The organism is Edwardsiella hoshinae NBRC 105699 = ATCC 33379 (assembly GCF_000474215.1).
GTDB classification, from domain to species: Bacteria; Pseudomonadota; Gammaproteobacteria; order Enterobacterales; family Enterobacteriaceae; genus Edwardsiella; species Edwardsiella hoshinae.
This window is the reverse complement of sequence record NZ_BAUC01000004.1, coordinates 70,193-96,418: the sequence shown is the minus strand read 5'-3', so window position 1 is coordinate 96,418 and position 26,226 is coordinate 70,193. Positions and strand designations below refer to the sequence as shown.

Annotated in this window: 23 protein-coding genes; 9 read left to right on the top strand and 14 right to left on the bottom strand. The window is 58.7% G+C overall.

Going from position 1 to position 26,226, the window contains the following annotated elements; translation table 11 throughout:
- Window positions 1-6: 6 nt before the first annotated feature.
- Both EHO01S_RS02030 and EHO01S_RS02025 read right to left on the bottom strand, forming a co-directional pair.
- Window positions 7-696 carry a fimbria/pilus periplasmic chaperone gene (locus EHO01S_RS02030; RefSeq protein WP_024522387.1) on the bottom strand — a complete coding sequence of 230 codons (690 nt, stop codon included), beginning with the start codon at window positions 694-696 and terminating at the stop codon, window positions 7-9.
- A gap of 49 nt (window positions 697-745) precedes the next feature.
- Complete coding sequence (locus EHO01S_RS02025) at window positions 746-1,273, bottom strand: fimbrial protein (RefSeq protein WP_024522386.1); 528 nt, start codon at window positions 1,271-1,273, stop codon at window positions 746-748.
- A 544-nt stretch (window positions 1,274-1,817) separates the two neighbouring features.
- Here EHO01S_RS02025 and EHO01S_RS02020 point away from each other — a divergent pair.
- Complete coding sequence (locus tag EHO01S_RS02020; RefSeq protein WP_024522385.1) at window positions 1,818-2,489, top strand: LuxR C-terminal-related transcriptional regulator; 672 nt, start codon at window positions 1,818-1,820, stop codon at window positions 2,487-2,489.
- 79 nt (window positions 2,490-2,568) lie between these two features.
- The gene (locus EHO01S_RS02015; RefSeq protein ID WP_024522384.1) at window positions 2,569-3,414 is read left to right on the top strand and encodes an N-acetylmuramoyl-L-alanine amidase; all 846 of its coding nucleotides are present in this window, start codon (window positions 2,569-2,571) and stop codon (window positions 3,412-3,414) included.
- Between the two features lie 84 nt (window positions 3,415-3,498).
- Here the strand turns inward: EHO01S_RS02015 and EHO01S_RS02010 are convergent, their stop codons facing one another.
- From EHO01S_RS02010 to ltaE, 3 genes are all read right to left on the bottom strand, one after another.
- Window positions 3,499-4,509 (bottom strand): NAD-dependent epimerase/dehydratase family protein, encoded by a 1,011-nt coding sequence (locus EHO01S_RS02010; RefSeq protein WP_024522383.1) that lies wholly within the window; start codon window positions 4,507-4,509, stop codon window positions 3,499-3,501.
- Window positions 4,510-4,827: 318 nt separating this feature from the next.
- Complete coding sequence (locus tag EHO01S_RS02005; protein ID WP_024522382.1) at window positions 4,828-6,354, bottom strand: DUF2867 domain-containing protein; 1,527 nt, start codon at window positions 6,352-6,354, stop codon at window positions 4,828-4,830.
- 21 nt (window positions 6,355-6,375) lie between these two features.
- Window positions 6,376-7,428 carry a low-specificity L-threonine aldolase gene (gene ltaE / locus EHO01S_RS02000; protein WP_024522381.1) on the bottom strand — a complete coding sequence of 351 codons (1,053 nt, stop codon included), beginning with the start codon at window positions 7,426-7,428 and terminating at the stop codon, window positions 6,376-6,378.
- A 391-nt stretch (window positions 7,429-7,819) separates the two neighbouring features.
- Between ltaE and hchA the strand changes: the two genes are divergently transcribed.
- The 3 genes from hchA (at window position 7,820) to EHO01S_RS01985 (ending at window position 10,290) form a co-directional block, all read left to right on the top strand.
- Window positions 7,820-8,671 (top strand): glyoxalase III HchA, encoded by an 852-nt coding sequence (hchA, locus tag EHO01S_RS01995; RefSeq protein WP_024522380.1) that lies wholly within the window; start codon window positions 7,820-7,822, stop codon window positions 8,669-8,671.
- A gap of 783 nt (window positions 8,672-9,454) precedes the next feature.
- A complete protein-coding gene (locus EHO01S_RS01990; RefSeq protein WP_024522379.1) occupies window positions 9,455-9,754 on the top strand; it encodes a hypothetical protein in 300 nt (99 codons plus the stop codon).
- Window positions 9,755-9,756: 2 nt separating this feature from the next.
- A complete protein-coding gene (locus EHO01S_RS01985; RefSeq protein ID WP_115314481.1) occupies window positions 9,757-10,290 on the top strand; it encodes a TQO small subunit DoxD in 534 nt (177 codons plus the stop codon).
- A 247-nt stretch (window positions 10,291-10,537) separates the two neighbouring features.
- On the opposite strand, the gene hcr is transcribed toward EHO01S_RS01985, so the two are convergent.
- From hcr to EHO01S_RS01970, 3 genes are all read right to left on the bottom strand, one after another.
- Window positions 10,538-11,536: an NADH oxidoreductase gene (hcr, locus tag EHO01S_RS01980; RefSeq protein ID WP_024522377.1), complete on the bottom strand. Its 999-nt coding sequence runs from the start codon at window positions 11,534-11,536 to the stop codon at window positions 10,538-10,540.
- 59 nt (window positions 11,537-11,595) lie between these two features.
- Window positions 11,596-13,251 (bottom strand): hydroxylamine reductase, encoded by a 1,656-nt coding sequence (gene hcp / locus EHO01S_RS01975; RefSeq protein ID WP_024522376.1) that lies wholly within the window; start codon window positions 13,249-13,251, stop codon window positions 11,596-11,598.
- Between the two features lie 179 nt (window positions 13,252-13,430).
- Window positions 13,431-14,330 (bottom strand): LysO family transporter, encoded by a 900-nt coding sequence (locus EHO01S_RS01970; protein WP_024522375.1) that lies wholly within the window; start codon window positions 14,328-14,330, stop codon window positions 13,431-13,433.
- A 224-nt stretch (window positions 14,331-14,554) separates the two neighbouring features.
- Between EHO01S_RS01970 and EHO01S_RS01965 the strand changes: the two genes are divergently transcribed.
- A complete protein-coding gene (locus tag EHO01S_RS01965; RefSeq protein WP_024522374.1) occupies window positions 14,555-16,225 on the top strand; it encodes an ATP-dependent endonuclease in 1,671 nt (556 codons plus the stop codon).
- Window positions 16,226-16,250: 25 nt separating this feature from the next.
- Window positions 16,251-16,922, top strand: a complete 672-nt coding sequence (locus tag EHO01S_RS01960; RefSeq protein ID WP_024522373.1) for a prepilin peptidase — start codon at window positions 16,251-16,253, stop codon at window positions 16,920-16,922.
- Here the strand turns inward: EHO01S_RS01960 and EHO01S_RS01955 are convergent.
- Window positions 16,919-17,887 carry a VirK/YbjX family protein gene (locus tag EHO01S_RS01955; RefSeq protein ID WP_024522372.1) on the bottom strand — a complete coding sequence of 323 codons (969 nt, stop codon included), beginning with the start codon at window positions 17,885-17,887 and terminating at the stop codon, window positions 16,919-16,921. The two genes, EHO01S_RS01960 and EHO01S_RS01955, sit on opposite strands and share 4 nt — an antisense overlap.
- A 161-nt stretch (window positions 17,888-18,048) precedes the next feature.
- Window positions 18,049-18,270: a cold shock domain-containing protein CspD gene (gene cspD, locus EHO01S_RS01950; RefSeq protein ID WP_024522371.1), complete on the bottom strand. Its 222-nt coding sequence runs from the start codon at window positions 18,268-18,270 to the stop codon at window positions 18,049-18,051.
- A 437-nt stretch (window positions 18,271-18,707) separates the two neighbouring features.
- Here cspD and clpS point away from each other — a divergent pair, with 437 nt between their 5' ends.
- Together clpS and clpA are read left to right on the top strand one after the other, a co-directional pair.
- Window positions 18,708-19,028 (top strand): ATP-dependent Clp protease adapter ClpS, encoded by a 321-nt coding sequence (gene clpS / locus EHO01S_RS01945; protein WP_024522370.1) that lies wholly within the window; start codon window positions 18,708-18,710, stop codon window positions 19,026-19,028.
- Window positions 19,029-19,055: 27 nt separating this feature from the next.
- Entirely contained in the window at window positions 19,056-21,344 is a 2,289-nt protein-coding gene (clpA, locus tag EHO01S_RS01940; protein ID WP_024522369.1) for an ATP-dependent Clp protease ATP-binding subunit ClpA, read from the top strand.
- Window positions 21,345-21,491: 147 nt separating this feature from the next.
- On the opposite strand, the gene infA is transcribed toward clpA, so the two are convergent.
- From infA to cydD, 4 genes are all read right to left on the bottom strand, one after another.
- Complete coding sequence (infA, locus tag EHO01S_RS01935; RefSeq protein WP_002211347.1) at window positions 21,492-21,710, bottom strand: translation initiation factor IF-1; 219 nt, start codon at window positions 21,708-21,710, stop codon at window positions 21,492-21,494.
- A gap of 95 nt (window positions 21,711-21,805) precedes the next feature.
- Entirely contained in the window at window positions 21,806-22,534 is a 729-nt protein-coding gene (gene aat / locus EHO01S_RS01930; RefSeq protein WP_024522368.1) for a leucyl/phenylalanyl-tRNA--protein transferase, read from the bottom strand.
- Window positions 22,535-22,557: 23 nt separating this feature from the next.
- Window positions 22,558-24,288 carry a heme ABC transporter ATP-binding protein/permease CydC gene (gene cydC, locus EHO01S_RS01925; RefSeq protein WP_024522367.1) on the bottom strand — a complete coding sequence of 577 codons (1,731 nt, stop codon included), beginning with the start codon at window positions 24,286-24,288 and terminating at the stop codon, window positions 22,558-22,560.
- A 2-nt stretch (window positions 24,289-24,290) separates the two neighbouring features.
- Complete coding sequence (cydD, locus tag EHO01S_RS01920) at window positions 24,291-26,084, bottom strand: heme ABC transporter permease/ATP-binding protein CydD (RefSeq protein WP_024522366.1); 1,794 nt, start codon at window positions 26,082-26,084, stop codon at window positions 24,291-24,293.
- Between the last annotated feature and the right edge of the window lie 142 nt (window positions 26,085-26,226).

The window sequence follows — 26,226 nt, the reverse complement described above, 5'->3', positions numbered from 1 at the left end:
CGATATTCAGTTCAGGGGGATAGCCTGTTGGCTTTTAGCACCATAATCATTGAGATAGCTGAGAGTCAGCGCGGAGACACCCGCGAGACCGGCGGTGCTGATCTGTTGCTGGGAAAAGGGTGGCAGCATCAGGGTATTCTCCAACAGTTGACGCTGTTGCCCCGCACTGAGGCGGATGATGGTGATGTGGTTCGCCGAGCGGTTATCCAGGGTGATCCCCTGGGGGGTGCGCCGGGCCAAGACTTGGCTGACGCTCTTTTCATCGAGTGCTCCAATGCCTTGCGGGCGGTAGAACAGCTTGATACGGTTTTGCATTGCCAGCTTGAGTAGATTACCGCTGTGCGCCGGGTTATCCGGCGGAATATCAACCACGTTGAGGTAAAACAGCGACTCCCGGTCTTGCGGCAACGTGTTAGCCAGCGCGCGGATCCGTAATTGCTGGCCGTTGCCTGCCGCAATGGTGGTGATGGGTGGGGTGAGCATAAAGGGAGCCTTGACCTGTTCGGGGGGAACCGAGGGATCCCCCTCATCGATCCAGGCTTGGATCAGCGAGGTTTTGTCGCCGCGGTTAGCCAGTTGAACGCGGATCTCTTGGCGCTCCGCCGGGTAGATAATCCGGGTGCCATAGATGACGATAGTGGCGTAGGTTGGCCAGGCGATCACGCAGCATAGCAGAGAGAGTAGGACGTTTTTCATAGCAGCACCACAGTGGACGGGACCCATGCCGGCGTCCCGCGGGTTAAGGTTAATCGTGGGTAATGGTGTAGGTGACGGCAGAACTTAGTGGGCCTTTGTTAACCGTGTCGCTTGTCTTGTGGTAGTAGGCGGTGATGGGCAGAACATAGTTGCCATGCTCCCCTTTCAGCGTGTGTGTGGTGGTATAGGCATCGACGAGTTTGTTGTCGATCGCCAACTGAAAACCGACCCCGGTTGCGCTACCGCTAGTCGGGGTGATCACGCCGTTTTCGGTCATATTGGCGTTATTGAAGCCGAGCGTCAGGGTGTTGCCATCGTAGCCGCTACAGATAATGTTGATGTTAGCCTGTGCGGAAACCCCAGTATAGATTGCACCTATGGCGAGGTCAGTAAACTGATCGACGCCGACCGGCGGCAGCCGGAGGGTTTTATCGGTGTCATTGCTTTGAATAGTACAGGAGGCTCCGACGATCTCCCCTTGCAGTTGTAGGCGGCCTGCGGTTAGGGACTCAGCCAGCAGAGCTGGGGAAATAAAAAGCCCACTTAGCATAGCTACTGAAATAATACCGTTCTTCATGAAAAACTCCTTGTTAATGCCCGGATAACACGATATCCAGCGCGTGGTATCGCTAACTCGCCGGAAAGGTCTCATGTCGGGATAATAAGATGACGATTTACTGGATATTAATAAACCAGTGCCATTTTATTTTTGCTTGTGAATCCAGTTTTGTAACTAATACAAACATCGTATTTCTTTCATCAAAAAATAGTAATTTACTTTGCTACTACGGCTATCGATCACTCAATAATCCTGAGCCGTTCATTCATTAGGTTTCTATCGATAGGATGTATTTGTACTTAATGCAATGTTATTGCTGTTGGATGCTTTGACAGCAGAATAATTACTGAATATGCTTGTATTACCAGCGGAATGGCGATGTGCATCGCCTCGTTAGCGTCCGCTATCGGTGTAAACGTAAGCTATCAATGTGTTCGCGTTCTGTCTGTTGTCTTATTCCTTTTTTATTATTTTGTTGCGGGGTGATATCTCAAATAGTTATTAGCTGTTATGTCGTCTCGTTGTCCTAGATTTGTCTCTGCGTTGCCATGAAGAGGATTTCATGATGGCGATTAGCCATGACGTATTTAAGGGAAAGAAAGTGCTCTCGCTAATTACTTCGCGCACGTTACAGTCGATGCTGTTAGCGGATGTGCTTAATAATTATCTTGGCGTGTCGATTTGTCTCTGTGATAGTACCAAAAACATAACCGACTTATTGGATGCCTCGCCTTTGGTGATATTTGATGCCGCGCTGCTGGAGGGTGAACAGGCGCAGCGTGACTTTTGGTCGCAGCTAATACTTCATCGGCCGCGTGTCTCACAAATTATTTTGATCAATGTTCAGCGCCAGGATCGCGCCTTGATGTGGCAGCGTCATGCGAATATTGTTGCTGCATTTCCGGCACAGATGCACCTGCGGATCTTGTTGCATCGGTTGCGCGCCTTACTCTTCGCGCAGTCGCCGGCGAGCGTATCGACGGATAAAAGAACGCTGCGCCCCAGGCGTCCTCCGCTACCCCTGACTTTGCGTGAGCTTGAGGTGATAAAAGCGATGCAACAAGGAGCCAGTAATCAGGATATTTCGCATATGCTGTACATTAGCGAGAACACGGTCAGGACTCATATTTATAATATTTTTAAAAAGATTGCCGTGAAAAACCGCACCCAGGCGGTCAAGTGGGCGGATATGCATCTGGATAAGCACGCTGACGTCACGTTGGAACACGAGTAAGATCGCTCGCGCGTTTCCCCTCGGGGGATCTGCGTGCCGTTAGGCTAATGGTGCGTGCAGCATAGGCGGAGAGCGAACGATGAAGCAGGGGCTATGGCTACTGATGTGTGGCGTGTTGGTCGGGTGTCAACCCCATCCGCCGCTCGGCGATCGTGGTGACTACCTGGTAGACGATAGCCAGCGGGCGTTGCGTGCTGAGCCTCGGGTGCGTTACCTGGTGATGCATTATACGGCGGAGGACTTTTCCTCTTCCCTTAAGGTGCTGACGGACGAACAGGTTAGCGCGCATTATCTGGTGCCGGCATTGCCGCCGCAAAGTCAAGGTAAACCGGTGGTGTGGCAATTGGTGCCAGAATCGCGCAGCGCCTGGCATGCCGGCGTCAGTTACTGGCGCGGCCAGACCCGGCTCAACGACAATTCGATCGGTATCGAAATCGAGAATCCCGGCTATCGGCGTACGGCTAACGGTATTGTCTGGTATCCCTTCAGTGCGCAGCAGATCGCGGCGCTGCGCGTGCTCAGCCGCGATATCGTGCGACGTTATCACATTGCGCCAGCCGATGTGGTGGGACATGGGGATATTGCGCCCCAGCGAAAGGTCGATCCGGGGCCGTTGTTTCCGTGGGCGCTGTTGGCGGAGCAAGGCGTTGGTGCCTGGCCGGATGCCGCGCGCGTACGCGCCTACCGTCAGCGCTATCAACTGGCAGCTCCCGACGTGGCCTACCTGCAACGGCGCTTGGCTCTTTGGGGCTACCAAATCATACCGACCGGCATTAATGACGCCGCCTCGCGGCGCGTCATCGCCGCCTTCCAGATGCACTATCGTCCCACGAATTTTGGCGGTGAACCCGATGCGGAGACGTGCGCCATCGTCGATGCGCTATTAGAGAAGTACGGCCCAGGCCCGCAATCGCCTGACCGGTAGTTGAGAGGTAACGTAGGCGCCCGTGTTCATGCAACCGGCGCGCGCTACGCACTACGGCCCAGGCCCACAGCTGCCTGACGGTATTCAGAGGTGGCGTAGGCGCCCATGCACATGCAACCAGCGCGCGGTACGCACAATGCCCTCTTCCAGCGAGACGATGGGTTGGTAGCCCAGTTCGTTCTGCGCCCGCCCGGTATCCAACGTCATATCGAAGTTGAGCTTGGCCGCACCGTAATGGGTCAGGGTCGGCTCCTTGGCGCTACGCGTACTTAATTTTTCCATGGTACGCGCCACGATATCCAATATCGGATAGGGGATGGCGCGTAATCGGCAGGTGACGCCCAGTTCGTCGATCAGTTGTTGCAGCATCAGATGGAGCGGACGCGGCTGGTGATTGGTGATGTTATAGGCGCGTCCCGAGGGGGTATCCGGGTGCTGGGTCGCCAGCCACATGGCATGCACCGCGTTTTCTTCGTAGGTCATATCCAGTAGCGCCACGCCGCCGCGCGGCAACAGCAGGTAGCCGTGCTGTTTCATGGTGCTCAGTAAACGGGGCAGTAACACCTTGTCGTGCGGGCCGAACAACCCCTGCGGCCGCAGGATGGTGAAATGGGTCTGTGGGTTGGCCAGCGCCAAGGCGCGGATCACCTCTTCGCCGGCAGCCTTGCTGCGTGCATAGTAGTTAGCGTAACGCGCCGGGGTAAACTCTTCTTTGATATCGTGATGATGACGATAATCGAAGTAGACGGCAGGTGAGGAGATATGAATGAACTGGCTGACGCCATAGGCAGCCGCCCATTCGCCCAGGCGGCGAGTGGCACGCACGTTCGCGGTTTCGAAGAGCTCTTGAGATCCCCAGGGTGAGGTGAAGCCGGAACAGTGCCACAGGGTGTCGACATCGCTCAGCATCGCTTTAGCCTGCGCCGATACTAAGTTGCCGAGATCGGCGTGAATGAACTCCGCCCCCATCTTTTGTAGCACCTGCCCCATCGCCAGGTTGTCCCCCGCAGCGCGCACGCTGATCCCCCGTTGGCGTAAATACTCTACGGCATTACGCCCGAGACCGCTGGTTGCCCCGGTCACCAAAACTTTCATACTTGCCTATCCACCGTGAGCCTGTCTTGAGCAGGCCATTCGTTGCGGCCGGTTAGCGGCCGTTCTGTCTGCCGGGAACACGATTCGGCTCCGACTGCACAATAAGGGTGCCATTTTTCCGTGAATCGGCCCGACATGCAATCGGATTACTCAGCAGATTTGTTGTCGTCTGTGTCGAACACGGAGCGGGGCCTCGCCGTCGTGCTAGGGGGAGACGGTAGGAGGGATGAGGCGTACCGCGGCGATCTGTCGGGTGGGGACGGGCTGTTGTCTGAGACGGGGCTAGCGGGGAGGCCGAGCTTCCCCGCTAGCACGCGGTTAGTCGCTACGCTCGGTGGGGGCGGCGTCTGGCGTGCGGGGCGTGCCGTTAACCGTGGGGGGCGCGGCGTTGGCGTCATTGTTCGGCGCCGGTTGGGCATCGTCCCAGGCCTCGGCCAGATCGGCGATGCGTTGTGCCATGCCGCGGAAGATAAACAGGTGGGCCGGCATCATCGCAAACCAATACAGCAGTCCGGCGAAGCCGGCGGGATGCCACCAGGCGCGCACATCCAGCGAGCGCAAGCCGTTGTGTTCGGTGAGGGTAAAGGTTAGGCGACCTAAGCCCGGGGCCTTCATACCGAACAACAGCGTCAGTTGACGCTCTGCATTGAGGGTGATCACCTTCCAGCCGTCGATCTGATCGCCAAGTTGCAAGCAGGAACGTGTCGGGCGGCCATAGGTCACGTGGTTACCGCTGAGATCATCCAGCCGGGCGCGGATCTGCCACAACAGGTTGGCAAAGAAGTAGCCCTGATCGCCGCCGATCTGCTGCACCACATGCCATAGCGCCCGGCGCGACGCGCGGGTGGTGATACGGCAGCCTGCCTGCTTCGGGTAGAAGCCATAGCCTGGCCGCCAGCGAGCTAACGCTTGGGCGTCGTAGCCCCAGTCGGCGGAGTCGATCACCTGTTGTTCGTGTGCCAGGGTATCTGTCAGCGCCTGATCGAACCCGATCAACGTTTGGGGGATCAACTGAGCGATCGCCCGATCATCGGCCGGGAGATCGTGCTTAAGTCCTTCGATCAGGGCGCGGGCGATGCTGGTCGGCACCGAGGTGATCAGATGCAGGAAGTAGACCGAGATCAGTCGGGTGGGGATCGGTAACGGGATCACCCAGCGCCGCTTACCGCTGACGCGGATAAAGCGTTCGAACATGGTCTGGTAGCTGATGTATTCGGGGCCGGCGACTTCGAACACCCGGTTGTCGTTATCCGGCCGATCCGCCAGTGCGCACAGGTAGGTCAATAGATTCTCCAGCGCGATGGGAGAACTTTTGGAGCGCACCCAGAGTGGCGGCGTCAGGATCGCCAGGTTATAGACCATGTCGCGCATCACTTCGAAAGCTGCCGACCCGGGGCCGATAATGATCCCGGAGCGCACTTCGGTGACCGGTACCCCGCTAGTTCGCAGGATATCGCCGGTCTCGCGCCGTGCGGCCAGGTGACGCGAGGGATCGCTGGGAGGTTGCAGTGCGCCGAGGAAGATCACCTGCTGGACGCGTGAGATACTCAGTGCCCGGCTGAAGTTTTGTGCCGCTTGGAGTTCGGCGCGCACGAAATCGTCGCCGTCACCCATGGCGTGCACCAGGTAGTAGACCAGATCGATGCCATCCAACGCTGCTGCCAGGGTCTGTGGTTGATAGAGATCGACATACTGACACTCGACGCCGGGCCAGTTACGCGCTTGCAGCCAGCGAATACGGCGTGCCGCGGCACGAACATGATGCCCCTGGGCGCACAGTTGAGGGATCAGATGTTGGCCGATATAACCGCTGGCGCCTAATACTAGGATACGCAATCTGCGCATGTATACCTCTCTGGCGATGAGTTAGCCGTAGGGCGTGGGAGCCGGCGCCGAACCGCTCGCTGGACGATACTCCTGGCGGAAAGTACGCCACAGGGCGACCAACCGCTCCAGATCGGCCCGACTGACATCGAGGTGGGTGACCAGGCGGGTGATAGCGCCCGCGCTGATCAGGATACCGTGGCGCTGCATCCAGGGGCCCAGCGCGGCGGCTTCATCGGCGGACATACGCACGAACAGCATGTTAGTCTGGGCGCCGGGCGGCAGGAGTTCCAACCCTAGCTCTTGCACGGCCTGGGCCAGCCATGCGGCGTTGGCGTGGTCATCGCGTAGGCGTTCGACGTTGTGCTGCAAGGCGTAGCGTCCCGCTGCGGCCAGGATCCCCGCCTGACGCATGGCACCACCGGTCATTTTACGCCAGCGGCGCGCTTGGCGAATGAAGTCCGCATCGGCGCACAACAGTGAGCCGACCGGTGCTCCGAGTCCCTTGGACAGGCAGAGGGTCAGGGTGTCGCAGTACTGCGTCAGGGTAGTGAGCGGTACCGCCAGCGCCACCGCCGCATTCATGATACGGGCTCCGTCGATGTGTAGCGCCAGTCGCTTCTCGCGGCTGAATGCCCAGGCTTGCGCCAGATAGGTCAGCGGTAACACCTTGCCGTTATGAGTATTCTCTAGGCTGAGCAGTCGGGTGCGGGCGAAGTGGATGTCGTCGGGTTTGATCACGCTCGCCACCTGCGGCAAGGGGAGGGTGCCATCCTCGGCGGCATCGATAGGTTGCGGTTGAATGCTGCCGAGCACCGCCGCGCCGCCCGCCTCATACATGTAGTTATGAGCCTTCTGCCCGACGATATACTCGTCGCCGCGCTGGCAATGGGTCAGCAGTGCCACCAGGTTGGCCTGGGTGCCGCTGGGCAGAAACAGCGCCGCTTGCTTGCCGCTTAATTCGGCTGCTTCTTGCTCCAGACGGTTGACGCTGGGATCGTCGCCATAGACGTCATCGCCGACGTCGGCGCGTGACATGGCCAAGCGCATGGCTTCGCTGGGACGGGTTACGGTATCGCTACGTAGATCGAGCATCGGGCACTCCTTGGTCGGCTAAATCCATTGAGAAAACTCTGTTGTATCATGCCGACCGATGGGCTGCCAAAGGAAAAGCAAGAGGACGACGCGATCGATTGCGTGGGGGCACAGATCCGTGTGCGTTCAGGTTAACCGCACTGCGTAGACCTCTCCCGTCGATGGCATCGGCCTGCTCCCCTGATTTTCTGCTTTCACCGTGTGTCGATGCGTTAAGGCTCTCACCGTATGCGGCGCCGGCTGTGCCGTGCGGAGGCGGATGTCGCTAACCGGGGTCATTAAACATCACATCGGGTAACGCGATGCCGGGACGGCGCTAGGCTATGCTAAAGGTCTGTGAGGGAGTTCGTCGTGTATAGCATCCTGAACACAACCCGAGTTTGGAGGAATGATGACCATCGCAGCGAGCCAGTTACCGACCCCCGATCATGCGGAGCACAATGCCTTTTTCCCTTCACCCTATGCGTTAGAGCAGTTTACCCGTCGCCAATCCGATTTGAGCGGCGCGGAGTATACGCGCCCTTATCGTGGCCGCCAGAAGATCCTGGTGATCGCCGCCGATGAGCGTTACTTGCCGACCGCGAGCGGCGCTCTCTTCTCTACCGGTAATCATCCGTTAGAAACGCTAGTACCGATGTATCATCTGCACCAAGCGGGCTTTTCCTGTGAGGTCGCGACCCTCTCCGGGTTAATGGTTAAGTTCGAACACTGGGCAATGCCTGATCAAGATCAGGCGATCACTGGCTTCTATCACCATTATCTGCCGCAATTTTTGCGACCGCGGAAGTTGCATGACATCGTCAGCCAACTCAGCGCGCATAGTGAGTATGCCGGGATCTTCATCCCTGGGGGGCACGGCGCATTGATCGGGCTGCCATCGAGTGACGATGTGGCCGCCGTGCTGCGCTGGGCGTTAGCTCATGATCGTTACCTGATCGCGATTTGTCACGGCCCGGCCGCTTTTCTGGCGCTGGCGGCAGGAGATAATCCGCTACAGGGCTATGCGATTTGTGCGTTTCCTGATGCCCTTGATCGGCAGACTCCGGCGATTGGCTATATGCCGGGACAATTGACCTGGTTCTTCGGTGAAAAATTACAGCAGAGAGGACTGACCTTGGTGAATCAGGCGATCAGCGGTCAGGTGCATCAGGATCGCAAGGTATTAACGGGCGATAGTCCGCTGGCGGCGAATGCCTTGGGGAAGTTAGCGGCAGAGACGCTGCTTGGCGAGTTCACCGACTGAGCCTCGCCGCTTCATATGCGTGGCGGCCGTTGCTTGTGTCGTCGTGAGCTGATTGGCTGCCCAAGGTGGTATGGCCGTAGGGCCAAACGCGCCGCTGCGTTGTTGGGCAGCGTGATATCCGTTGTAACGGGGCGCGGACGAGAGGCTAAGGCAATGACGGCCGATAATATTATCGATGTGCTTAGCGCTTTCACCTCTCGCCCGCACTTTTGGCGAGCGTGGTCGTTACGTTGTGTAGAGCCGTGACTGAGGAAAGGCGCGCAAAGATAATGGTTCTAGTTACCACGTTGGTAGCGATAGCGTTGTGATAGGCCCAGTGTGATCATGCATGATGACAGCCCGATGCTGCTGCGGGAGCGCCGCAGGGAAAGGTGGCGTCGTATTAACCTCGCGTATTCCGCTTTATGAGAAACGCTATGGTGGAATTTTTCACTTTGCGGAAATATAACGTAAAACAATTATTTATATATATCCACTGCCATTAATGGCGCTATTTATAACAGTATCGGACATACTACGCTGGATTTATTTCAACCTGATTTCAGTCTGCGCATCGTTGCTATACTGGAATGCGGCATACATTCGTGCCAGTTATTTTAATAAAAGTAATTCCGCCATTAAATAAAACGCAACAACGCTGGGGCGATAGGCTGGAGTTTATCGCGAAACTGAATGGTAACTGCAAGGAGAGCGTAATAATGATGTTAGGCCCGGTTCTGTCATGGGGTGCGAGATGCCATGACGAGATTCGAGCCTGACTCGTGAGAGAGGAAAGAAAAGAGTATGTGTAAAGATGAACGATTATCAACGCCCCAATCGGCGTGTGTCAGCACGGTGAAAACGCAGAGTAGTCCTTTTATCAACTTCTTATTTTTTCTGACCATGTTGTCGTGGTTTGCCATCGGTAGCGCCTCGTGGCTTGGCGTCGCGCTGCCATTGTTTTGCTTCGTTTTATCATTGCTGACCGTGAAGCGTACGCCCGGTGAGTATCGGGCAAGGCATATTACGTTAATCTTGCTGTCGGCGGTCTTTTTCTGCGCATCGGTCACGGCACCGGGCATTCATCATGTGATTTGGGGGTAATTATGGCCGATGTAAAGCGTACTGCCGTTAACCTTGGGTTTTATCCCATGTCTGCGCTGATGGCGCTGAGTGTACTGAGGATCGCCGGTTCTTGGAATTGGATTAATGGGGCGTTTTTGGGGACCGACGCGAAGTCCTCTCTTGCTTGGTTATCGGGGAGTGGTCTGGTCGAGCGTATCGGCGGCGCGGGCGGGTTTGCCGCCAAGGCGATGTATCCTTGGGTCGGGGACTTCATTACCCATGATATCGCGACGCATCCCGTGTTTTGGGCGTTTTTCATTTTCTTAGCCTACGCGGTTCCGGGGATAAGCCTATGCCTAGGGTTATTCACGCGCGTCGGTGGCTTAGTGGCGATGTTGGCCGCGCTGATGAATTTGCTCGCCGCAGGGGGGAATGGCGCGGATACGATTGGTCAGAATATCCTGTTATTACTGATCGGTGCCATTTGTATGCTTACCGGTGCTGGGCGTGCCTATGGGATCGATGGTTGGCTATTGTCACATTGTTCGGCCCGCTGGCTACGTATTGTCGCCTGATACCGGCGGGGAAAAGGTCAGCGCTCGTGGTGTGGCGGACGCGCAGTCCATCGCGTGAGCGCTAACTCAGGGATGCCGTTTATCCCCGCTCGCTGAGGGCGGCGATAGACCGTGACCGATTTCCCTCATGGAAAGGTTTGGCGTCCGCGCGCCTCATTGGCCGAAAGCGGCGGCGTATACGGACGCTGGTTCGGGAGAGGCTTATCCGTATGCATGAACGGGCCACGCATGACGTGGCCCGTTGCCGTTAGGCCAATTCGACGTCGCCGTTAAGTTGGCAGCAGCAGGCCAACACGTAGCCCTGGGCTATCTCCTCGGCGGTAAGGGTCTGGGTGCTACCGACGCGATAATCGCCGCGTAGAATACGGGTCTTACAGCAACCGCAGACGCCGGCGCGACAGGCAGCCTGTACCGGTAGCTGGTTTTGCTCCATGGCGCTGAGCAGGGTGCTGCCGACGGCGGCACGGTAGTCGCCGGGGTGTGAGCAGGAACGGATGCGCAGTGTGCCGTCGCGGGGCGTGTTCGCCGTTTCAGGCTGGAAACGTTCCAGATGGATCTGGTGCGCGGCGACGCCTAACTCATTTACCAGATTTTGCGCTTGACGCATGTAGGGCGCCGGGCCGCATATCATCACCGTGCGTGCGGGCAGGTTGGCGACCTGTGCCAGCACCGCCTGGCTCAGGCGCCCCGGCAAGATTGCTCCACTGGCGTCGTTTTCAGCCAGTAGAATCAGCTGTAGGCGTGGATAAGCGGCGGCCAGGCGGCGCCACTCCGCGGCAAAGATGATGTCGCGTGGGCTGCGTACCGCGTAAATCAGCGCAATATCGTTCGTCGGGCGGTGTAGCAGAAGCCAGCGGGTCATGGCGATGATCGGTGTTACCCCGCAGCCGGCGGCTAGCATCAGGTAGGCGTCGGCGCCCGGTTGCGGGCAGGTGAAGTCACCTTGCGCCGGCGAGAGCCACAGGTAGTCGCCCGGTTTCACCTGGCGGGTGAGCCAGCCGGAGCCAAGGCCATCTGCAATGCGCCGTACCGTGAGGGTGATAAAAGGGCTAAGGCCCGGTGTGGAGGAGAGGGTGTAGGCGCGCAGCGTCTCGGCGCTAGCACCGATGCTGACCAGGGCATATTGACCCGGTCGGTAAGGGTAAAAGTCGGGGCAGATAAGGTTCAGGCTCCAGACGTCGGGAGTCTCTTGGTGCAGTGAATGGACCTGCATCCGATGCGGACATTGCGGGGTTGGCATAGTCATGATGGTCGGTTCTCGCAGTACGAAGGCCGCCCCAGGCATGTGACCGGGGCGGTGTAAGGTTAGGCTTGGTTGAGGAGCGCGTCGAGATCGCTCTCGACGTTGCTGATGCCGCGCATGCCGAATTGCTGGTTGAGGATCGCCAAGAGATTCTCCGTCAGGAACGCCGGCGCGGTCGGGCCGGTATAGATATTTTTCACGCCCAGCGCTAGCAGGGTCAGCAGGATGACGATGGCTTTCTGTTCAAACCAGGAGAGCACCAGGCTCAGCGGCAGATCGTTGATGCCACAGCCCAGCTTCTCGGCCAGCTTGACCGCCAGCATAATGGCGCCATAGGCGTCGTTGCACTGGCCAACGTCCAGCAGACGCGGCAGCCCTTCTAGGGTGCCGAACTCCAGCTTGTTGAAGCGGTACTTGCCGCAGGCCAGAGTCATGATCAGGCAGTCTTGAGGGATGGCACGGGCGAAGTCGGTGTAGTAGCTACGTTCGTCACGGCTGCCGTCGCAACCGCCGAGCAGGAATACATGGCGCAGTTTCTTCTGGGCGACCAGATCGATCACGCTATCCGCCGCGTTGAGCAGGGTGGCGCGACCAAAGCCGACGGTGATCCACTGCTCAATCTCACTGTAGGGGAAGCCGTCACACACCTGCGCCTGGGCGATTACTTGGCTGAAGTCGTCCCCTTCCAGGTGACGAACGCCCGGCCAACCGACGATGCTGCGTGTCCAGATGCGGTCGCTGTAGTTGCCGACATTAGGATCGATGATGCAGTTGGAGGTCATCAGGATCGGGCCGGGGAAGCGGGCGAATTCCTGCTGTTGATTCTGCCAACCGCTGCCGTAGTTGCCGACCAGATGGCGGTATTTCCGCAGTTCCGGGTAGCCATGGGCCGGCAACATCTCGCCGTGGGTGTAGACGTTGATACCCCGGCCAGCGGTCTGTTCCAGCAGCATCTGAAGATCTTTCAGATCGTGCCCGGAGATCAGGATGCATTTCCCGGCGACCGGTCGCACGTTGACCTGTGTCGGTGTCGGATCGCCGTAGGCGTCGGTCGATCCTTTGTCCAGCATCGCCATGATGGCGAAGTTCATCTTGCCGATGCCCATCGCGTTGTTGAGTAGGGTTTCCATGTCGCGCGGCTGAGTGCCGAGCCAGGCCATATAATGATGGTAGTCGGCGTAGATTGTCTCGCTGTGCTGGCCGAGAACGTGGGCATGTTCCAAGTAGGCGGCGGCGCCTTTCAGACCGTACAGGTTCAGCATGCGCAGACCATGGATATCGTCGCCGATCTCGGCACGGTCGCTGTCCAGGGCGAAGGCGGCCGCCTGCTGGCGTAGTGTCGTCACGTCGTCACCGGCTAGGCGCAGCTCGGCCAGCGGGTGGTCACATTGGATACCCGGCGCTTTAGCTTGGCAGGCGGCACGCAGACTGTCTCGCATCGCCAGGGCGTCACGGGTGTAGCCGATGATGCGCGCAGAGTCGAAGTTGACGTTGGTCAGGGTGGAGAAGAAAGCGCGTGGGGCGAAACTGTCGATGGCGTGATCGTGGATAGCGCACGCCCGGGCGACGAGCGCCCAGGCGGAGAGACTTTGCAACGCGGCGACCAGTAGATCTTGCAGGTCGGAGGTTTCGGCGCTCTTGCCGCACATCCCTTGGGCATAGGCACAGCCGTTGCCGGCTGGAGTACGGATGGTTTGCTCACACTGTACACAATACATGGGGAACCCTCTACTTAAAGTTGCATTTATTATGCTTGTTTTGAGGGTAAGACGGACGCGGGCAACAAAAAAGGAGTTTTTAATGCAACTTCTACTTTGTTTGACTTAGCGCAAATTCGCGTGCGAATAGGAACTATTTACCCAAGGTGGGGGCGATACTGCCGTACCGCCCGCTTCTCTCAAGAAGAGAACAGCGCCATCAGCACCGGAGCCAGTAGGCTCAGCAAGAAGCCGTGAACGATGGCGGCCGGCACCAGTTCGATACCGCCGCTGCGCTGCAAGACGGGCAGGGTAAAGTCCATCGAGGTGGCTCCGCATAGCCCTAATGCGCTGCTGCGATGCTGTTGGATCAGGCTCGGGATCAACATGATGGCGAATAACTCGCGTGCCAGGTCATTGAAAAAGGCAGCGCTGCCGATCACCGGGCCGAAGGCTTCAGTCAACATGATGCCGGAGAGGGAGTACCAGCCATAGGCGGAGGCGATGGCCAATCCGGTCTTAATCGGCAGGCCTAGCAGGAGCGCCGCCAGGGCTCCGCCCGCCAAGGCACTGACACAGACCACGCAGCCGATCATCATCCCTCGGCGGTTAAGCAGGATCTGCGCCGGTGACATACCGCTGTTACGCAGTTGGAGGCCGACCAGAAATAGCAGCCAGATCAGTGCATATTCGCTGGCGTGAGTGGCATTGCTGAGCCATGACCATTGCGTCAGTCCCAACAGGAAGCCGAGTACTACCACGCCACACAGTTTCAGGGACTCCAGTGCCATGTGTAACCGCGACGGCAATGCCTCCTGGCGGTGAGCCACACGCCACGGGTAACGCTTCTCCAGCAGCCATAGCGCCAGCAGGTTGGCCGCGATGATCAACACGAAGAACAGCGAGGCGTACTTGGCGATCAGCCACAGATTACTGCCCAGATTGTCAAGGAACGCCAGGCTGATCCCCATGAAGAACAGGATAAGATAGACCATCCAGCTCAGCATGCGGTTAATGAAACGGATCAGCGTCTTATGATGCAGGGGCAGCAGGTAGCCAAGTAGCAGTGGCACCAGGATGATCAGGAGTCCAGAATACATAACAGCCTAACTTGTTAAATTTTAAAGCTAATACCGTACTGAAAAGGGGAGGATGAGTAAAGCTGCACCCGCCGCGTGGGTGAGAATATGGTGTTTTTAGCTTTTTCCGCTGCGTACTTTTTAGAAAAGCAGCACAAAATGGCGTCACGACTACGGCCTTGCCTTGACCCGCTTACGCTTTGCCCGCATGCTCAAAGGGTGTGCTGCGACAAGAGAGGGATGGCATGTATCTGGAACGCATTGAGGTCGTGGGATTTCGCGGGATCAATCGTATCTCGTTGTCGCTAGACGAGAATACCGTACTGATCGGTGAGAATGCCTGGGGTAAGTCGAGCCTGCTGGATGCTCTGACGTTGTGTCTATCGCCGCAACACGACCTCTACCGCTTCGAGGCTCACGATTTCTATTTTCCTCCGGGCGACGAGACGGCGCGTGAACACCATTTGCAAATCGTCTTCACCTTTTGTGAAAGCCTACGAGGGCATGCGCGGGCCCGCCGCTATCATCGCCTGTCACCGCTCTGGCAGCAGGGTGAGGATCGCCTCCAACGCATCTACTTCCGTCAGGAGGGAGAGTTGAGCGACGATGGGACAGTCTGCACCTGGCGCTCCTTTCTCAATGAACAGGGCGAGGCGCTGGCGTTGCATCACGTCGATCTGTTGGCGCGCGAGCTGATCCGCCTGCATCCGGTGTTGCGTCTGCGCGATGCCCGTTTTATTCGTCGCTTGCATCCTAATGTGTTGGCGGCGCGTCAGCCTCCCGATCAGGGGCAGGTGGCGCAGCAGTTGGCCGATCTGACGCGTGAGCTAGTGTGTAACCCGCAGAAGCTGAGCAACAGCGAATTGCGCGCCGGGCTGGGCGCGATGCAGCAGTTGCTGGAGCACTACTTCGCCGCTAACGGCGACGAGACCGCCGCCGGCGCCCGTCGTCGTCACCGTAACGAGATCATTCATGGCCGTCAGGCATGGCGTTCACTGGAGAACATCAACCAGATGATCGCCGAGTCGGGTAGTCGTAACATGCGCCTGATTCTGCTGGGGTTGTTCTCCACCCTATTGCAGGCCCAGGGGGCTGTGATCCTCGATCATCATGCCCGTCCCTTGCTGCTGATTGAGGATCCGGAGACGCGCCTGCATCCGATCATGCTGTCGGTAGCCTGGGGCCTGCTTAATCTTTTGCCTTTGCAGAAAGTGACCACCACCAATTCCGGCGATCTGCTGGCGTTGATGCCAGTCGAGCGGGTGTGCCGCCTGGTGCGTCAATCCGGGCGAGTCGCGGCCTATCGCATCGGATCGCGCGGCATGACGCCTGAGGACAGTCGGCGTATCGCCTTTCATATCCGTTTCAATCGCGCCTCGTCGTTATTCGCCCGTTGCTGGCTGCTGGTGGAGGGTGAAACAGAAGTGTGGCTGCTGAGCGAGTTGGCGCGCCAGTGTGGCTACCATTTCGATACCGAGGGCATCAAGGTGATCGAGTTTGCCCAGTGTGGGCTACGCCCGTTGATCAAGTTCGCCCGCCGCATGGGGATCGCCTGGCATGTGCTGGTGGACGGTGATGAAGCGGGGCGCAAGTATGCCGCTACGGTGCGAGGCTTGCTGGATGGTATGCAAGAGAGCGAGCGTGATCGCTTGACTATGTTGCCGGCGCCGGACATGGAGCATTTCATGTACCACGAGGGCTTTGCCGAGGTGTATCACCAGGTCGCAGGCATCCCGGCTTCGGCACCGATGGCGGCGCGTAAGGTGATCATCAAGGCGATCCACCGTGCTTCTAAGCCTGATTTGGCGATCTTGGTCGCGGCACGGGCGGAGGAAGCCGGGGTGAGCCAGGTGCCGCTGTTGCTGAAGAACATGTTTTCACGTGTGCTGTGGTTGGCGCGCGGCAAGGCGGATTAACGCCGCCGCCGATAGGGAGGGGCGGATGACTCAAGACGGATGGTTCACGTTGGCTGCCATGCTCGGCTTTACGCTCGGCTTTCCGTTACATCGCCTGTTGTGCGTGTTGCCGCGGCCGTTGCTCCCCCCACTTGGTTGGTACGATCGCCATTTCCCACCGTTTCCATCCTCCATGGCTTTGGCTTGCGGCTTGGCGGCGATAGCCTTGGTGCTGGCTAACCGCCTGCCTCCCGGTGGCGTCTGGCTGTGTGGGCTGGGCTTTTGCTCCCTGAGTCTGGGATTGGCGTTACTCGATCGTGCCATGCTGCTATTGCCTGACCAACTGACGCTGGGGTTGCTCTGGTTGGGGTTATTCTGGCAGGCGAGCTACCGCCCCGTCACGCTGCCCGACGCGGTGTTCGGTGTGCTCACGGGGTATCTGTTGTTGTGGTTGGTGGCCTGGGGTTTCTGGCGCTGGCGGGGCATCGAGGGGCTGGGCGGCGGTGATGCCAAGTTATTGGCGGCGCTCGGCGCTTGGGTCGGCGTTTCACGGCTGCCGACGCTGTTGTTGGCGGCCTGCCTACTGGCCTTGATCGGTTTCGCCTGGCGTACCTGGCGGCAGGGCGCCTTATCGCCGCTACCGGTGCCTTTCGGTCCCCCGCTGGTGTTGGCCGGAGTATGGCTACTCTTGCCGCTGTTGCCGTCGAGCGGCGCTTAAGCGGTGGTGGAGCGCGGGTCGCTCAGGCTGGCACGCAGCGCATGTTGTAGGGTATCGAGTAGCTGATAGCGGCGGCGGTACTCGGCGCGTTTCTTACTCGGAATACTCTCTGGCGGCTTACGCGGCGGCGTTAGTGGCAGGCTGAAGTAGCCTTCCTCATTTTGTTGGCCGCTGAGCGAGCGCCAGAACCCATCGTAGTCGGCCAACATTTGGGACTGCTTCTTGCGCCGGTAGCGCCAGTGGCTGTAAATATGGTCGGCGTTGCCGACCGCGAGGATCTGCTGGCACTGCGCTAGCAGCGCGATCTCACTCAGCGCCTCGGCCAGCAGGCGTTTAGGAAATAAGCCATAGCATGCCTTGGTCGCCTCCTGGGTGTAGCGGTGTGGCAGCGACGGTGAGGAGCCCTGGAGCCCACCGATGAACAGGGTGCGTACCCCATGGTACTCCAGCAGGCTGAAGGTGCAGACGGCGAGTAGATGATCCTGTTGGTCGTGCAGGGAAAGGGAGAGTTCACCCTCCTTGCCCAGGCGCTCCATCACCGCCAGGCGCAGGGTGTAGTCCTGTTCTTGTTTACCGCGCAGACGCGCCAGGGTTAGTGGGTGGCCGCCATAGAGTGCCTGGCGTTGTGTGTGGTTGAGCCAGCGCTCGACTAAGCGGTAATGATCGGTTAAGGCCGCGACGATTTGGCGGCGGGAGAAACGGCGGCTCAAATAAGGATGATGTAGACGGCAGGGCAGACGAGGCTGGCTGCTGAGGATGGCATCGCGCTGCGCCAATGTGGCCAGCATGGCCAACAGCTGACCGTGATAGCTGGGCATTAACAACGTACGCAAGGCAAATTTGGCGCGGAAGCTGGCCTGGTGCCATAGCCCAGCCGGGCGATATTTGCCCTGTGCCAGTGCAGCGAACAGTGTGAAACCGACGTGGGCGGGGCGGTGAGTGTCGCTGATCTCGATGGTCGACATGGAACTACCTGTCATGGCTGATGAACGATGACAGCATTGTCGCGAAACGAATATAAACCGTAGCACAATATGCTAAACAGTTGTTGACGAGATAACCATTGGGTTGAATTACGGTTGAGGATCAGAGGGCACCGGCCGGAGGATCCGGCCAGTGCGGCCGATTAGGCGAGCGGCTCGTTGGGAAGAGGAATAATGGTGTCGGCGTGATTGCCTTTCGGCCCAATGTGCAGCTCAAACTGTACCCGTTGCCCCGCCTTCAGTGTGCGGTAGCCTTCCATTTGAATGGAGGTGTAATGGGCGAAAATATCGTCGCCGCCGCCGGTCGGGCAGATGAAGCCAAAGCCTTTGGCGTTGTTAAACCACTTTACGGTACCCGTCTCCATGCTTATACATCCCTCGTTACGGTGGCTGATCGCGGCGGGTAGCAGCGATCACGGTTAATGAGATAAGACTGATTCAAGATCGGTTCTTAACCTGTCGCGGATGGGACGGCAACAGCTTAGGAACAGACCCTACGGGCGGCGGCAGGCCATGCCACGGGCGTGTCACCGGGCGGCGACGCGGGAAAATGCCATGTGTCGACCGCTTGTCTACACTCTATTGATGCGCCTGACGGCGTCAAGCATTGGTTATTTTTAGTACGCTAACTTTTGATTAAAGTTTGAGGTGGTTAACGCAATTGCGAGCCGTTGCATTTTTTTTATCCTATTGAGCGGCCAGAAAGCACGGCGGGCTGGTAATCTTATAGAGAGTTGTGATATCGCTCAGTAATGAATGATGACCGGCGACGCCGGGGGAAGGAAATAGGTAACAGATTGAAATGGCAAACTTGAACGATTGGCTGAATCTCGAACCCTTGGCCGATGCGCGGACGCGCGAGGCGGTGAAGCCGCCGTCACTGTATAGCGTCATCCTGAATAATGATGACTATACGCCGATGGAGTTTGTTATTGAGGTGTTGCAAAAGTTCTTTACCTACGACATCGAACGTGCAACGCAGCTAATGCTGACTGTGCATTATAAGGGGAAGGCGGTGTGCGGTGTGTTTACCGCGGAGGTGGCGGAAACCAAGGTGGCCTTGATCAACCGCTATGCGCGCGATAATGACCATCCGCTACTGTGCACGCTGGAAAAAGCCTGACCGGGTAACTGAAGAAGGGAGATGCCCATGCTCAACCAAGAACTGGAACTCAGTCTCAACATGGCGTTCGCCAGAGCGCGCGAGCATCGACATGAGTTTATGACTGTCGAACACCTGCTACTGGCGTTGTTGTCCAACCCGGCGGCGCGCGAGGCGCTGGAGGCCTGCGCGGTGGATTTGGTCGCATTGCGCCAAGAGCTGGAGACCTTCATCGAACAGACCACGCCACAGTTGCCTCAGGGCGACAGCGAACGTGATACCCAGCCGACGTTGAGCTTTCAGCGCGTGTTGCAGCGGGCGGTGTTCCACGTGCAATCGTCCGGACGTAATGAGGTCAGCGGTGCCAATGTGCTGGTGGCCATCTTCAGCGAGCAGGAGTCCCAGGCGGCCTATCTGCTACGCAAGCATGATGTGAGTCGCTTGGATATCGTCAACTTTATCTCCCATGGCACCCATAAAAACGACGGCGGCCCCGAGGCGGGCGGCGGGAGCGGCGATGCTTCCAGCGGGGAGGCGGCGGCGCCCGGCGGGGAAGAGCGGATGGAGAACTTCACCACGAATCTGAATCAGTTGGCGCGAGTCGGCGGCATCGATCCGCTGATCGGGCGCGATCGCGAGCTGGAGCGCACCATTCAGGTGTTGTGTCGTCGGCGTAAGAATAACCCGTTGCTGGTTGGGGAGTCCGGCGTCGGTAAGACCGCCATCGCCGAGGGGTTGGCTTGGCGTATCGTACAAGGTGAAGTGCCGGAGGTGATGGCTGACTGTACCCTCTACTCGTTGGATATTGGCTCGCTACTGGCCGGCACTAAGTATCGTGGCGATTTCGAGAAGCGATTTAAGGCGCTGCTGAAACAGTTGGAGCAGGACAGCAACAGCATTCTGTTTATCGATGAGATCCATACTATCATCGGTGCGGGCGCGGCCTCCGGCGGCCAGGTGGATGCCGCCAACCTGATTAAGCCGCTGCTTTCCGGTGGACGCATTCGGGTAATCGGCTCGACCACCTATCAAGAGTTCAGCAATATTTTCGAGAAGGATCGCGCCTTGGCGCGTCGCTTCCAGAAGATTGATATCAGCGAGCCGAGCAGCGATGAGACGGTGCAGATCCTCAATGGGTTAAAGGCTAAGTATGAGGCGCATCATGATGTGCGCTACACCGCCAAGGCGTTGCGGGCGGCGGTTGACCTGTCGGTCAAATATATCAACGATCGCCATCTACCCGACAAGGCCATCGATGTGATCGATGAGGCGGGGGCGCGTAGCCGTCTGATGCCGGCCAGTCGGCGCAAGAAAACCATTAATGTGGCGGATATCGAGGCGGTGGTGGCGCGTATCGCTCGTATCCCGGAGAAGACAGTTTCCGCCAGCGACCGCGATGTGCTGAAGAACCTGGGCGAGCGTCTACGGATGCTGGTCTTCGGTCAGGATAAGGCTATCAGCGCGTTGACTGAGGCGATCAAGATGAGCCGCGCCGGGTTAAACCAGGATCACCGACCGGTGGGATCGTTCCTGTTTGCCGGGCCGACTGGGGTTGGTAAGACCGAAGTGACGGTACAGTTGGCGCGGGCGCTGGATATTCCATTGTTGCGTTTTGATATGTCCGAGTATATGGAACGCCATACGGTGAGTCGGTTGATCGGTGCCCCACCGGGCTATGTCGGTTTTGATCAGGGCGGGTTACTGACGGATGCGGTGATCAAGAGTCCACATGCCGTGCTACTGCTCGATGAGATCGAGAAGGCACATCCGGATGTATTCAACCTGCTGTTGCAGGTGATGGATAACGGGACCCTAACGGACAACAACGGGCGCAAGGCGGATTTCCGCAATGTGATCCTGGTAATGACCACTAACGCCGGGGTGCAGGAGACTCAGCGCAAATCCATCGGTTTTAATCTGCAAGACAACAGCAGCGATGCGATGGAAGAGATCAAACGGGTGTTTACGCCTGAATTCCGTAACCGATTGGATGGCATCATCTGGTTTAATCATCTCTCCAGCGAGATTATTCATCAGGTCGTGGATAAGTTCATCGTCGAGTTGCAGGCGCAACTGGACAGCAAAGGCGTTTCGCTGGAGGTGAGCGATGCTGCGCGTCATTGGTTGGCGGAGCGCGGCTACGATCGGGCGATGGGCGCGCGACCGATGGCGCGGGTGATCCAGGAGAACCTAAAGAAACCGTTGGCGAACGAATTGTTGTTCGGCTCACTGGTTAACGGCGGTGCGGTCAGCGTGGACGTGGCGAGCGGCGAGGGGAGCCTGAGCTATCAATTCCGCAGTACCCAGCAGCGTAAAGCCGAGGATGCCATGCCATAATTCGGCGTCGTGGGTAAAAGAAAGAGCGCCATCAGGCGCTCTTTTTTATGGTCGGCGGTGATGCCGACCTGAAAACCCGTCTTGCCGCTGCCGGTCTGAATCATGCTAACGGGTTATGCTCGCGCCCGCGGCACGGGGAAAAGCCTATCAGCGGCTACGGAAGACAATGCGGCCTTTGCTCAGGTCGTACGGGGTCAGCTCTACAGTGACTTTGTCGCCCGTCAGGATGCGGATGTAGTTTTTACGCATTTTACCGGAGATGTGAGCGGTAACGACGTGTCCGTTTTCCAGTTCTACACGGAACATCGTGTTGGGCAACGTATCCAGAACGGTACCCTGCATTTCAATATTGTCTTCTTTGGCCATCGAATCCTCTAGGTATGAATACCACAGTTTTTAACCGGCAAGATAATGCCGAAAAACCCCGGTTATGTAAAGGCAAGTTAGCTTTGCCTGGGCGATTAAGGTGTAATCGGCTGCGTTGGCGAGGGCTCTCCCAGCGCGAGAGCCTGCCGTTGCCAGCAGCGTTCATCGAGCCGTTGCTCGCGGCAGGCCAGCAGTTGCTGTAAATAATGACGCCGTGGGATCTCCTGGGCGCCCAAGGAGGCGGTATGGCTGTTCAGCACCTGGCAGTCGATGAGTTGCCCTCCCATGGCCTGAAAATGGCGACAAAAGCTCCACAGCGCCATCTTGGAGGCATTACTGACCCGGCTAAACATCGACTCGCCGCAGAATAAGCTGCCCAGCGCGACGCCGTAGAGCCCGCCGACCAGTTGCTCCCCTTGCCAGACTTCCACCGAATGGGCATGGCCCAATTGATATAGTTGGCAATAGGCCTGTTGCACCGCTGGGCCGATCCAGGTGCCGTCGCTGCGCCGCTCGGCGCAACCGGCGATGACACCGGCGAAGTCGTGATTCAAGGTGACGCGCCAGGTGGAACGGCGTAACGCCTTGCGTAAGCTGTGGCTGATGTGTAGCGCCGTGGGCGACAACACCGCGCGCGGATCCGGCGACCACCACAGGATCAGTTGTCCCGGAGAGAACCAAGGGAAGATGCCGCGTTGATAGGCGAGCCGTAGGCGATCCGGTTGCAGATCGCCGCCGATGGCCAATAGACCATTCGGCTCACGTAGTGCCTGTTCTGGCGAGGGAAACGTCAACACATGTTTATCCAGTTGCATGATACGCATCATTGCTCTTCCTCAGCGTGTACTTAACGCTGCTGGCGGCAGAGCTGATAATAGCGCCCACGCGCTTGCAACAGCGCCTCATGTCGCCCTTGCTCGACGATGCGTCCCTCGTCCATCACACAGATACGATCCATCTGGGCCAGTCCCTGTAGTCGGTGGGTGACCAGCAGCAGGCTTTTCTGCGCACAGTGTTGGCGCAACAGCGCCAAGATCTGACGTTCGGTTTCGGCATCCAACCCTTCGGTCGGTTCATCCAGCAGCAACAACGGTGCACGGTGCAGCAGGGCACGGGCAATGCCCAGACGGCGTTGCTCGCCGCCAGAGAGGGGACGACCACCATCCCCCAACCAAGCGTCCAACGCACGGTCGTCCAGTAGACGCTCCAGACCGACCGCCCGTAGCGCTCCGCTTAATTGGGCGTCGCTGGCCTCAGGATCGGCGAGCAGCAGGTTGTCGCGCAGGGTCGCACTGAAGATGTGTACCCGTTGGCTTACCACGGCACAGGCGCGGCGTAAGGCCCCTTCGTCCAGGCTAGCGATCGGCAGATCGTTGAGGCAGATCGTCCCCGTGTCGTATTCCCAGGCACGGGTCAGCAGCTGTAATAGCGTCGACTTACCGCAGCCGGTACGCCCCAGCAGGGCGACATGTTCGCCGGCGCGGAGCGTCAAGGTGACGCCGTTCAGCACCGTGCGTGGTTGGCCGGGATAACGGAAATGGACATCGGCGATGTTTAAGGCGATCGCTGCATCCTCATCCAGCACCTTGCCCTGCGCAGGAAAGCGTATCTGTGGCGTTTGGTCGATCAGCTGCGCTACCCGTTGTGCCGAGGCCATTACCTGGCCCAACTGTTGAAAGGCGCCAGCCACCGGTGCCAGTGATTCGAAGGCGGCCAAGGTGGCGAAGACGAACAGAGCGATCAACGCACCGGGTGTCGGATCATCGGCAATGCCGCCTGCTGCCAGCCAAAGGATCAGAGTAAAGGTCAAGCCGGCGGCGAGGATCATGATCCCGTGTGAGCACGCGCTCAATGCCGCCTGGCGTTGTTGCTGTTGTTGCCACTGCCGCTCCTTTTCTTCCAGTTGCTCGCGGAAGCCGCCCAGGGCACCATAGACCGCCAATTCGGCGTTGGCGCGGAGCCAGCCGACCAATTGGGTACGGTAGTCGGCGCGCAGCGCCGTCAAGGCGGTGCCGACCGGCTTACCGGCGTGGTAGAACAGCGTCGGCATACCGATTAACAGCAGCAGCATGATACCCCCCAGGGTCAGCGCTAACCGCACATCGAGCCAGGCAAGGCCGCACACCACCACCACGATGATCACCAATGCGCTGATCAGCGGCGAGAGTACGCGCAGGTAGAGGTGATCGAGCGTATCGACATCGGCCACCAGACGGTTGAGCAGTTCGGCCTGACGGAAGTGAGCCAAGCCGCCTGGTGACAGCGGGAGCAGGCGGCTGAAAGTGAACACGCGCAGGTGCGAAAGAACCCGAAAGGTGGCGTCGTGACTGACCAGTCGTTCGGCGTAGCGTCCGGCGGTGCGGATGATGGCGGCGCCGCGCACACCGGCGGCGGGTAACATGTAGTTGAAGGTCACTAAGCCGGCGAGTCCCGCCAGCGCCGAGGCGGCGAGGAACCAGCCTGAGAGGGTCAACAGACCGATACTGGCCAGCAGGGTGACGATCGCCAGTAGCATGCCGAGCGACATGCGGAAGCCGTGACGACGGTAAAGAGCCAGGAAGGGCAATAATACGCGCATGATTAAATCTCCTGACGACGGCTGGCAAGGAGGGCGGTGAAGGGAGTACCCCGCTGCTGGGAGAGGGCCGCGAAGTCCCCTTGCTGCACCAGCATTCCCTGATCCATTACCCAAATGCGATCGAAGTGCGCCAACTCATCCAACTGATGGGTGACCATCAGCGTGGTTTGGTTGCGTGCGGCGGCTTGAAGGGCACGCATCACTAGGCGCTCGCTGTTGGCATCTAGGCTAGCGGTCGGCTCATCGAGTAATAGCAGACGGCAAGGGCGAATCAACGCCCGGGCGACGGCGACGCGTTGCGCCTGGCCGACGGAAAGACGCGCGGCATCCTCGCCGATCGGCGTATCCAGCCCCTGGGGCAGTTGATCCAGGAACTCGGCGACATAGGCGCAGGTGATGGCGGCTTGTAGTTGCTCCTCGTCGGCCTGGGGGTTGCCCAGCAGGATATTGGCGCGCAAGGTAGTGAGCGGTAGCGTCGGATTCTGTCCGACCCAAGCCAACTGGCTACGCCAGGCATCTAGCGAGATTGCGGTTAACGGCTGGCCGTCGATCACTAGCTCGCCACGGTAGGGGAGGAAACCGAGCAACAGGTTGATCAACGAACTCTTCCCTGCGCCGCTATGGCCGACCAGCGCGATGCGCTCACCGGCGGCGATACGAAAATTGAGTGGCCCGGCCAACACCTTGCCTTGCGGCGAAAGGATTTCCAGGTTGTGTGCCTCCAGGGTCAGCGGCATGGGGGCGGGAGGGCAGGGCATTGTCGGCGCGCTCGTTGCCACGGTTTGCACGCTGTGCGCCTGCTCGCTGTCATCAAGGAAGGTAACCAGCGCCTCTGCCGCACCGATGGCTTGGGCTTTCGCGTGGTAGAAGGCGCCCAAATCGCGCAGCGGCTGGAAGAACTCTGGTGCCAGGATCAACACCAGGAAGCCGGCGAACAGCGTCACGCCGTGATCATAATGGCCGAAGTTAAGCTCGCCTAAGTAGGAGAAGCCGAAGTAGACCGCCACCACGGCGATCGAAACCGAGGCGAAGAACTCCAACACCGCCGAGGAGAGGAACGCGAGGCGCAACACTTCCATGGTGCGTTTGCGGAAGTCCTCCGACGCTTGGGCGATGTGCTGCGTCTCGGCCTGAGCGCGGTGAAATAGCCGTAGGGTTTCCATGCCGCGCAGGCGATCGAGGAAATTGGCGCTCAAGCGACTCAAGGCCAAGAAGTTTCGCCGATTAGCATCGGCGGCGCCCACGCCGACCAGCGCCATGAACAGCGGGATCAGCGGCGCGGTAGCGAACAAGATCAGTCCGGCGGCCCAATTAATGGGCAAGACGGCGGCCAGGATCAACAACGGAATGGTCACCGCCAGCGCCATCTGTGGCAGGTAACGGGCATAGAAATCCTGCATGTCTTCGATCTGTTCGAGGATCAGCGTCGCCCAATGGCCGGCGGGTCTCCCCTGGATCCAGGCCGGCCCCAGTAACGCCAGACGATCGAGCACCAGGGCACGGATCTCGCGGCGCACCACCTGACCGCAGCGGAAACCGACGCGCTCACGTACCCCCCCTAACAGGGCGCGTAATACGATGGTGACGACTAACAAGGCGAAGTCGCTGAGCAGTGCGGAACGAGGCGTGTGGTCGATGATCAGCTGTTGCAGTAAGGTGGCTAATAACCAGGATTGCGCGATGATGAGTAGACCGGCGAGCAGGCCGAGCAGCATGGAAAGTCGGAGCCAGCGCCGGGCTAGGCGGCTATGCTGTTTTAGCCACAGGGTGAGTTCGCGTTGTCGTTGTTTGTTCATTAAGCGATCATGTCTAGTCTGATGCAGGTGAATGAGGATCAGGCCCGGAGCACAGGCGTACGGCAGGCTGAACGCATTCGCCGCCCCCTGCGGGAGTCGGCGCCGTCCTTGATATTACAACGCCTTATTGGCCGTTGAAACC

What these genes read in the sequence shown, in the direction of transcription:
- EHO01S_RS02030 (WP_024522387.1), bottom strand. Translation starts at nt 696, where the DNA reads ATGAAAAACGTCCTACTCTCTCTGCTATGCTGCGTGATCGCCTGGCCA.
- EHO01S_RS02025 (WP_024522386.1), bottom strand. Translation starts at nt 1,273, where the DNA reads ATGAAGAACGGTATTATTTCAGTAGCTATGCTAAGTGGGCTTTTTATT.
- EHO01S_RS02020 (WP_024522385.1), top strand. Translation starts at nt 1,818, where the DNA reads ATGATGGCGATTAGCCATGACGTATTTAAGGGAAAGAAAGTGCTCTCG.
- EHO01S_RS02015 (WP_024522384.1), top strand. Translation starts at nt 2,569, where the DNA reads ATGAAGCAGGGGCTATGGCTACTGATGTGTGGCGTGTTGGTCGGGTGT.
- EHO01S_RS02010 (WP_024522383.1), bottom strand. Translation starts at nt 4,509, where the DNA reads ATGAAAGTTTTGGTGACCGGGGCAACCAGCGGTCTCGGGCGTAATGCC.
- EHO01S_RS02005 (WP_024522382.1), bottom strand. Translation starts at nt 6,354, where the DNA reads ATGCGCAGATTGCGTATCCTAGTATTAGGCGCCAGCGGTTATATCGGC.
- ltaE (WP_024522381.1), bottom strand. Translation starts at nt 7,428, where the DNA reads ATGCTCGATCTACGTAGCGATACCGTAACCCGTCCCAGCGAAGCCATG.
- hchA (WP_024522380.1), top strand. Translation starts at nt 7,820, where the DNA reads ATGACCATCGCAGCGAGCCAGTTACCGACCCCCGATCATGCGGAGCAC.
- EHO01S_RS01990 (WP_024522379.1), top strand. Translation starts at nt 9,455, where the DNA reads ATGTGTAAAGATGAACGATTATCAACGCCCCAATCGGCGTGTGTCAGC.
- EHO01S_RS01985 (WP_115314481.1), top strand. Translation starts at nt 9,757, where the DNA reads ATGGCCGATGTAAAGCGTACTGCCGTTAACCTTGGGTTTTATCCCATG.
- hcr (WP_024522377.1), bottom strand. Translation starts at nt 11,536, where the DNA reads ATGACTATGCCAACCCCGCAATGTCCGCATCGGATGCAGGTCCATTCA.
- hcp (WP_024522376.1), bottom strand. Translation starts at nt 13,251, where the DNA reads ATGTATTGTGTACAGTGTGAGCAAACCATCCGTACTCCAGCCGGCAAC.
- EHO01S_RS01970 (WP_024522375.1), bottom strand. Translation starts at nt 14,330, where the DNA reads ATGTATTCTGGACTCCTGATCATCCTGGTGCCACTGCTACTTGGCTAC.
- EHO01S_RS01965 (WP_024522374.1), top strand. Translation starts at nt 14,555, where the DNA reads ATGTATCTGGAACGCATTGAGGTCGTGGGATTTCGCGGGATCAATCGT.
- EHO01S_RS01960 (WP_024522373.1), top strand. Translation starts at nt 16,251, where the DNA reads ATGACTCAAGACGGATGGTTCACGTTGGCTGCCATGCTCGGCTTTACG.
- EHO01S_RS01955 (WP_024522372.1), bottom strand. Translation starts at nt 17,887, where the DNA reads ATGTCGACCATCGAGATCAGCGACACTCACCGCCCCGCCCACGTCGGT.
- cspD (WP_024522371.1), bottom strand. Translation starts at nt 18,270, where the DNA reads ATGGAGACGGGTACCGTAAAGTGGTTTAACAACGCCAAAGGCTTTGGC.
- clpS (WP_024522370.1), top strand. Translation starts at nt 18,708, where the DNA reads ATGGCAAACTTGAACGATTGGCTGAATCTCGAACCCTTGGCCGATGCG.
- clpA (WP_024522369.1), top strand. Translation starts at nt 19,056, where the DNA reads ATGCTCAACCAAGAACTGGAACTCAGTCTCAACATGGCGTTCGCCAGA.
- infA (WP_002211347.1), bottom strand. Translation starts at nt 21,710, where the DNA reads ATGGCCAAAGAAGACAATATTGAAATGCAGGGTACCGTTCTGGATACG.
- aat (WP_024522368.1), bottom strand. Translation starts at nt 22,534, where the DNA reads ATGCGTATCATGCAACTGGATAAACATGTGTTGACGTTTCCCTCGCCA.
- cydC (WP_024522367.1), bottom strand. Translation starts at nt 24,288, where the DNA reads ATGCGCGTATTATTGCCCTTCCTGGCTCTTTACCGTCGTCACGGCTTC.
- cydD (WP_024522366.1), bottom strand. Translation starts at nt 26,084, where the DNA reads ATGAACAAACAACGACAACGCGAACTCACCCTGTGGCTAAAACAGCAT.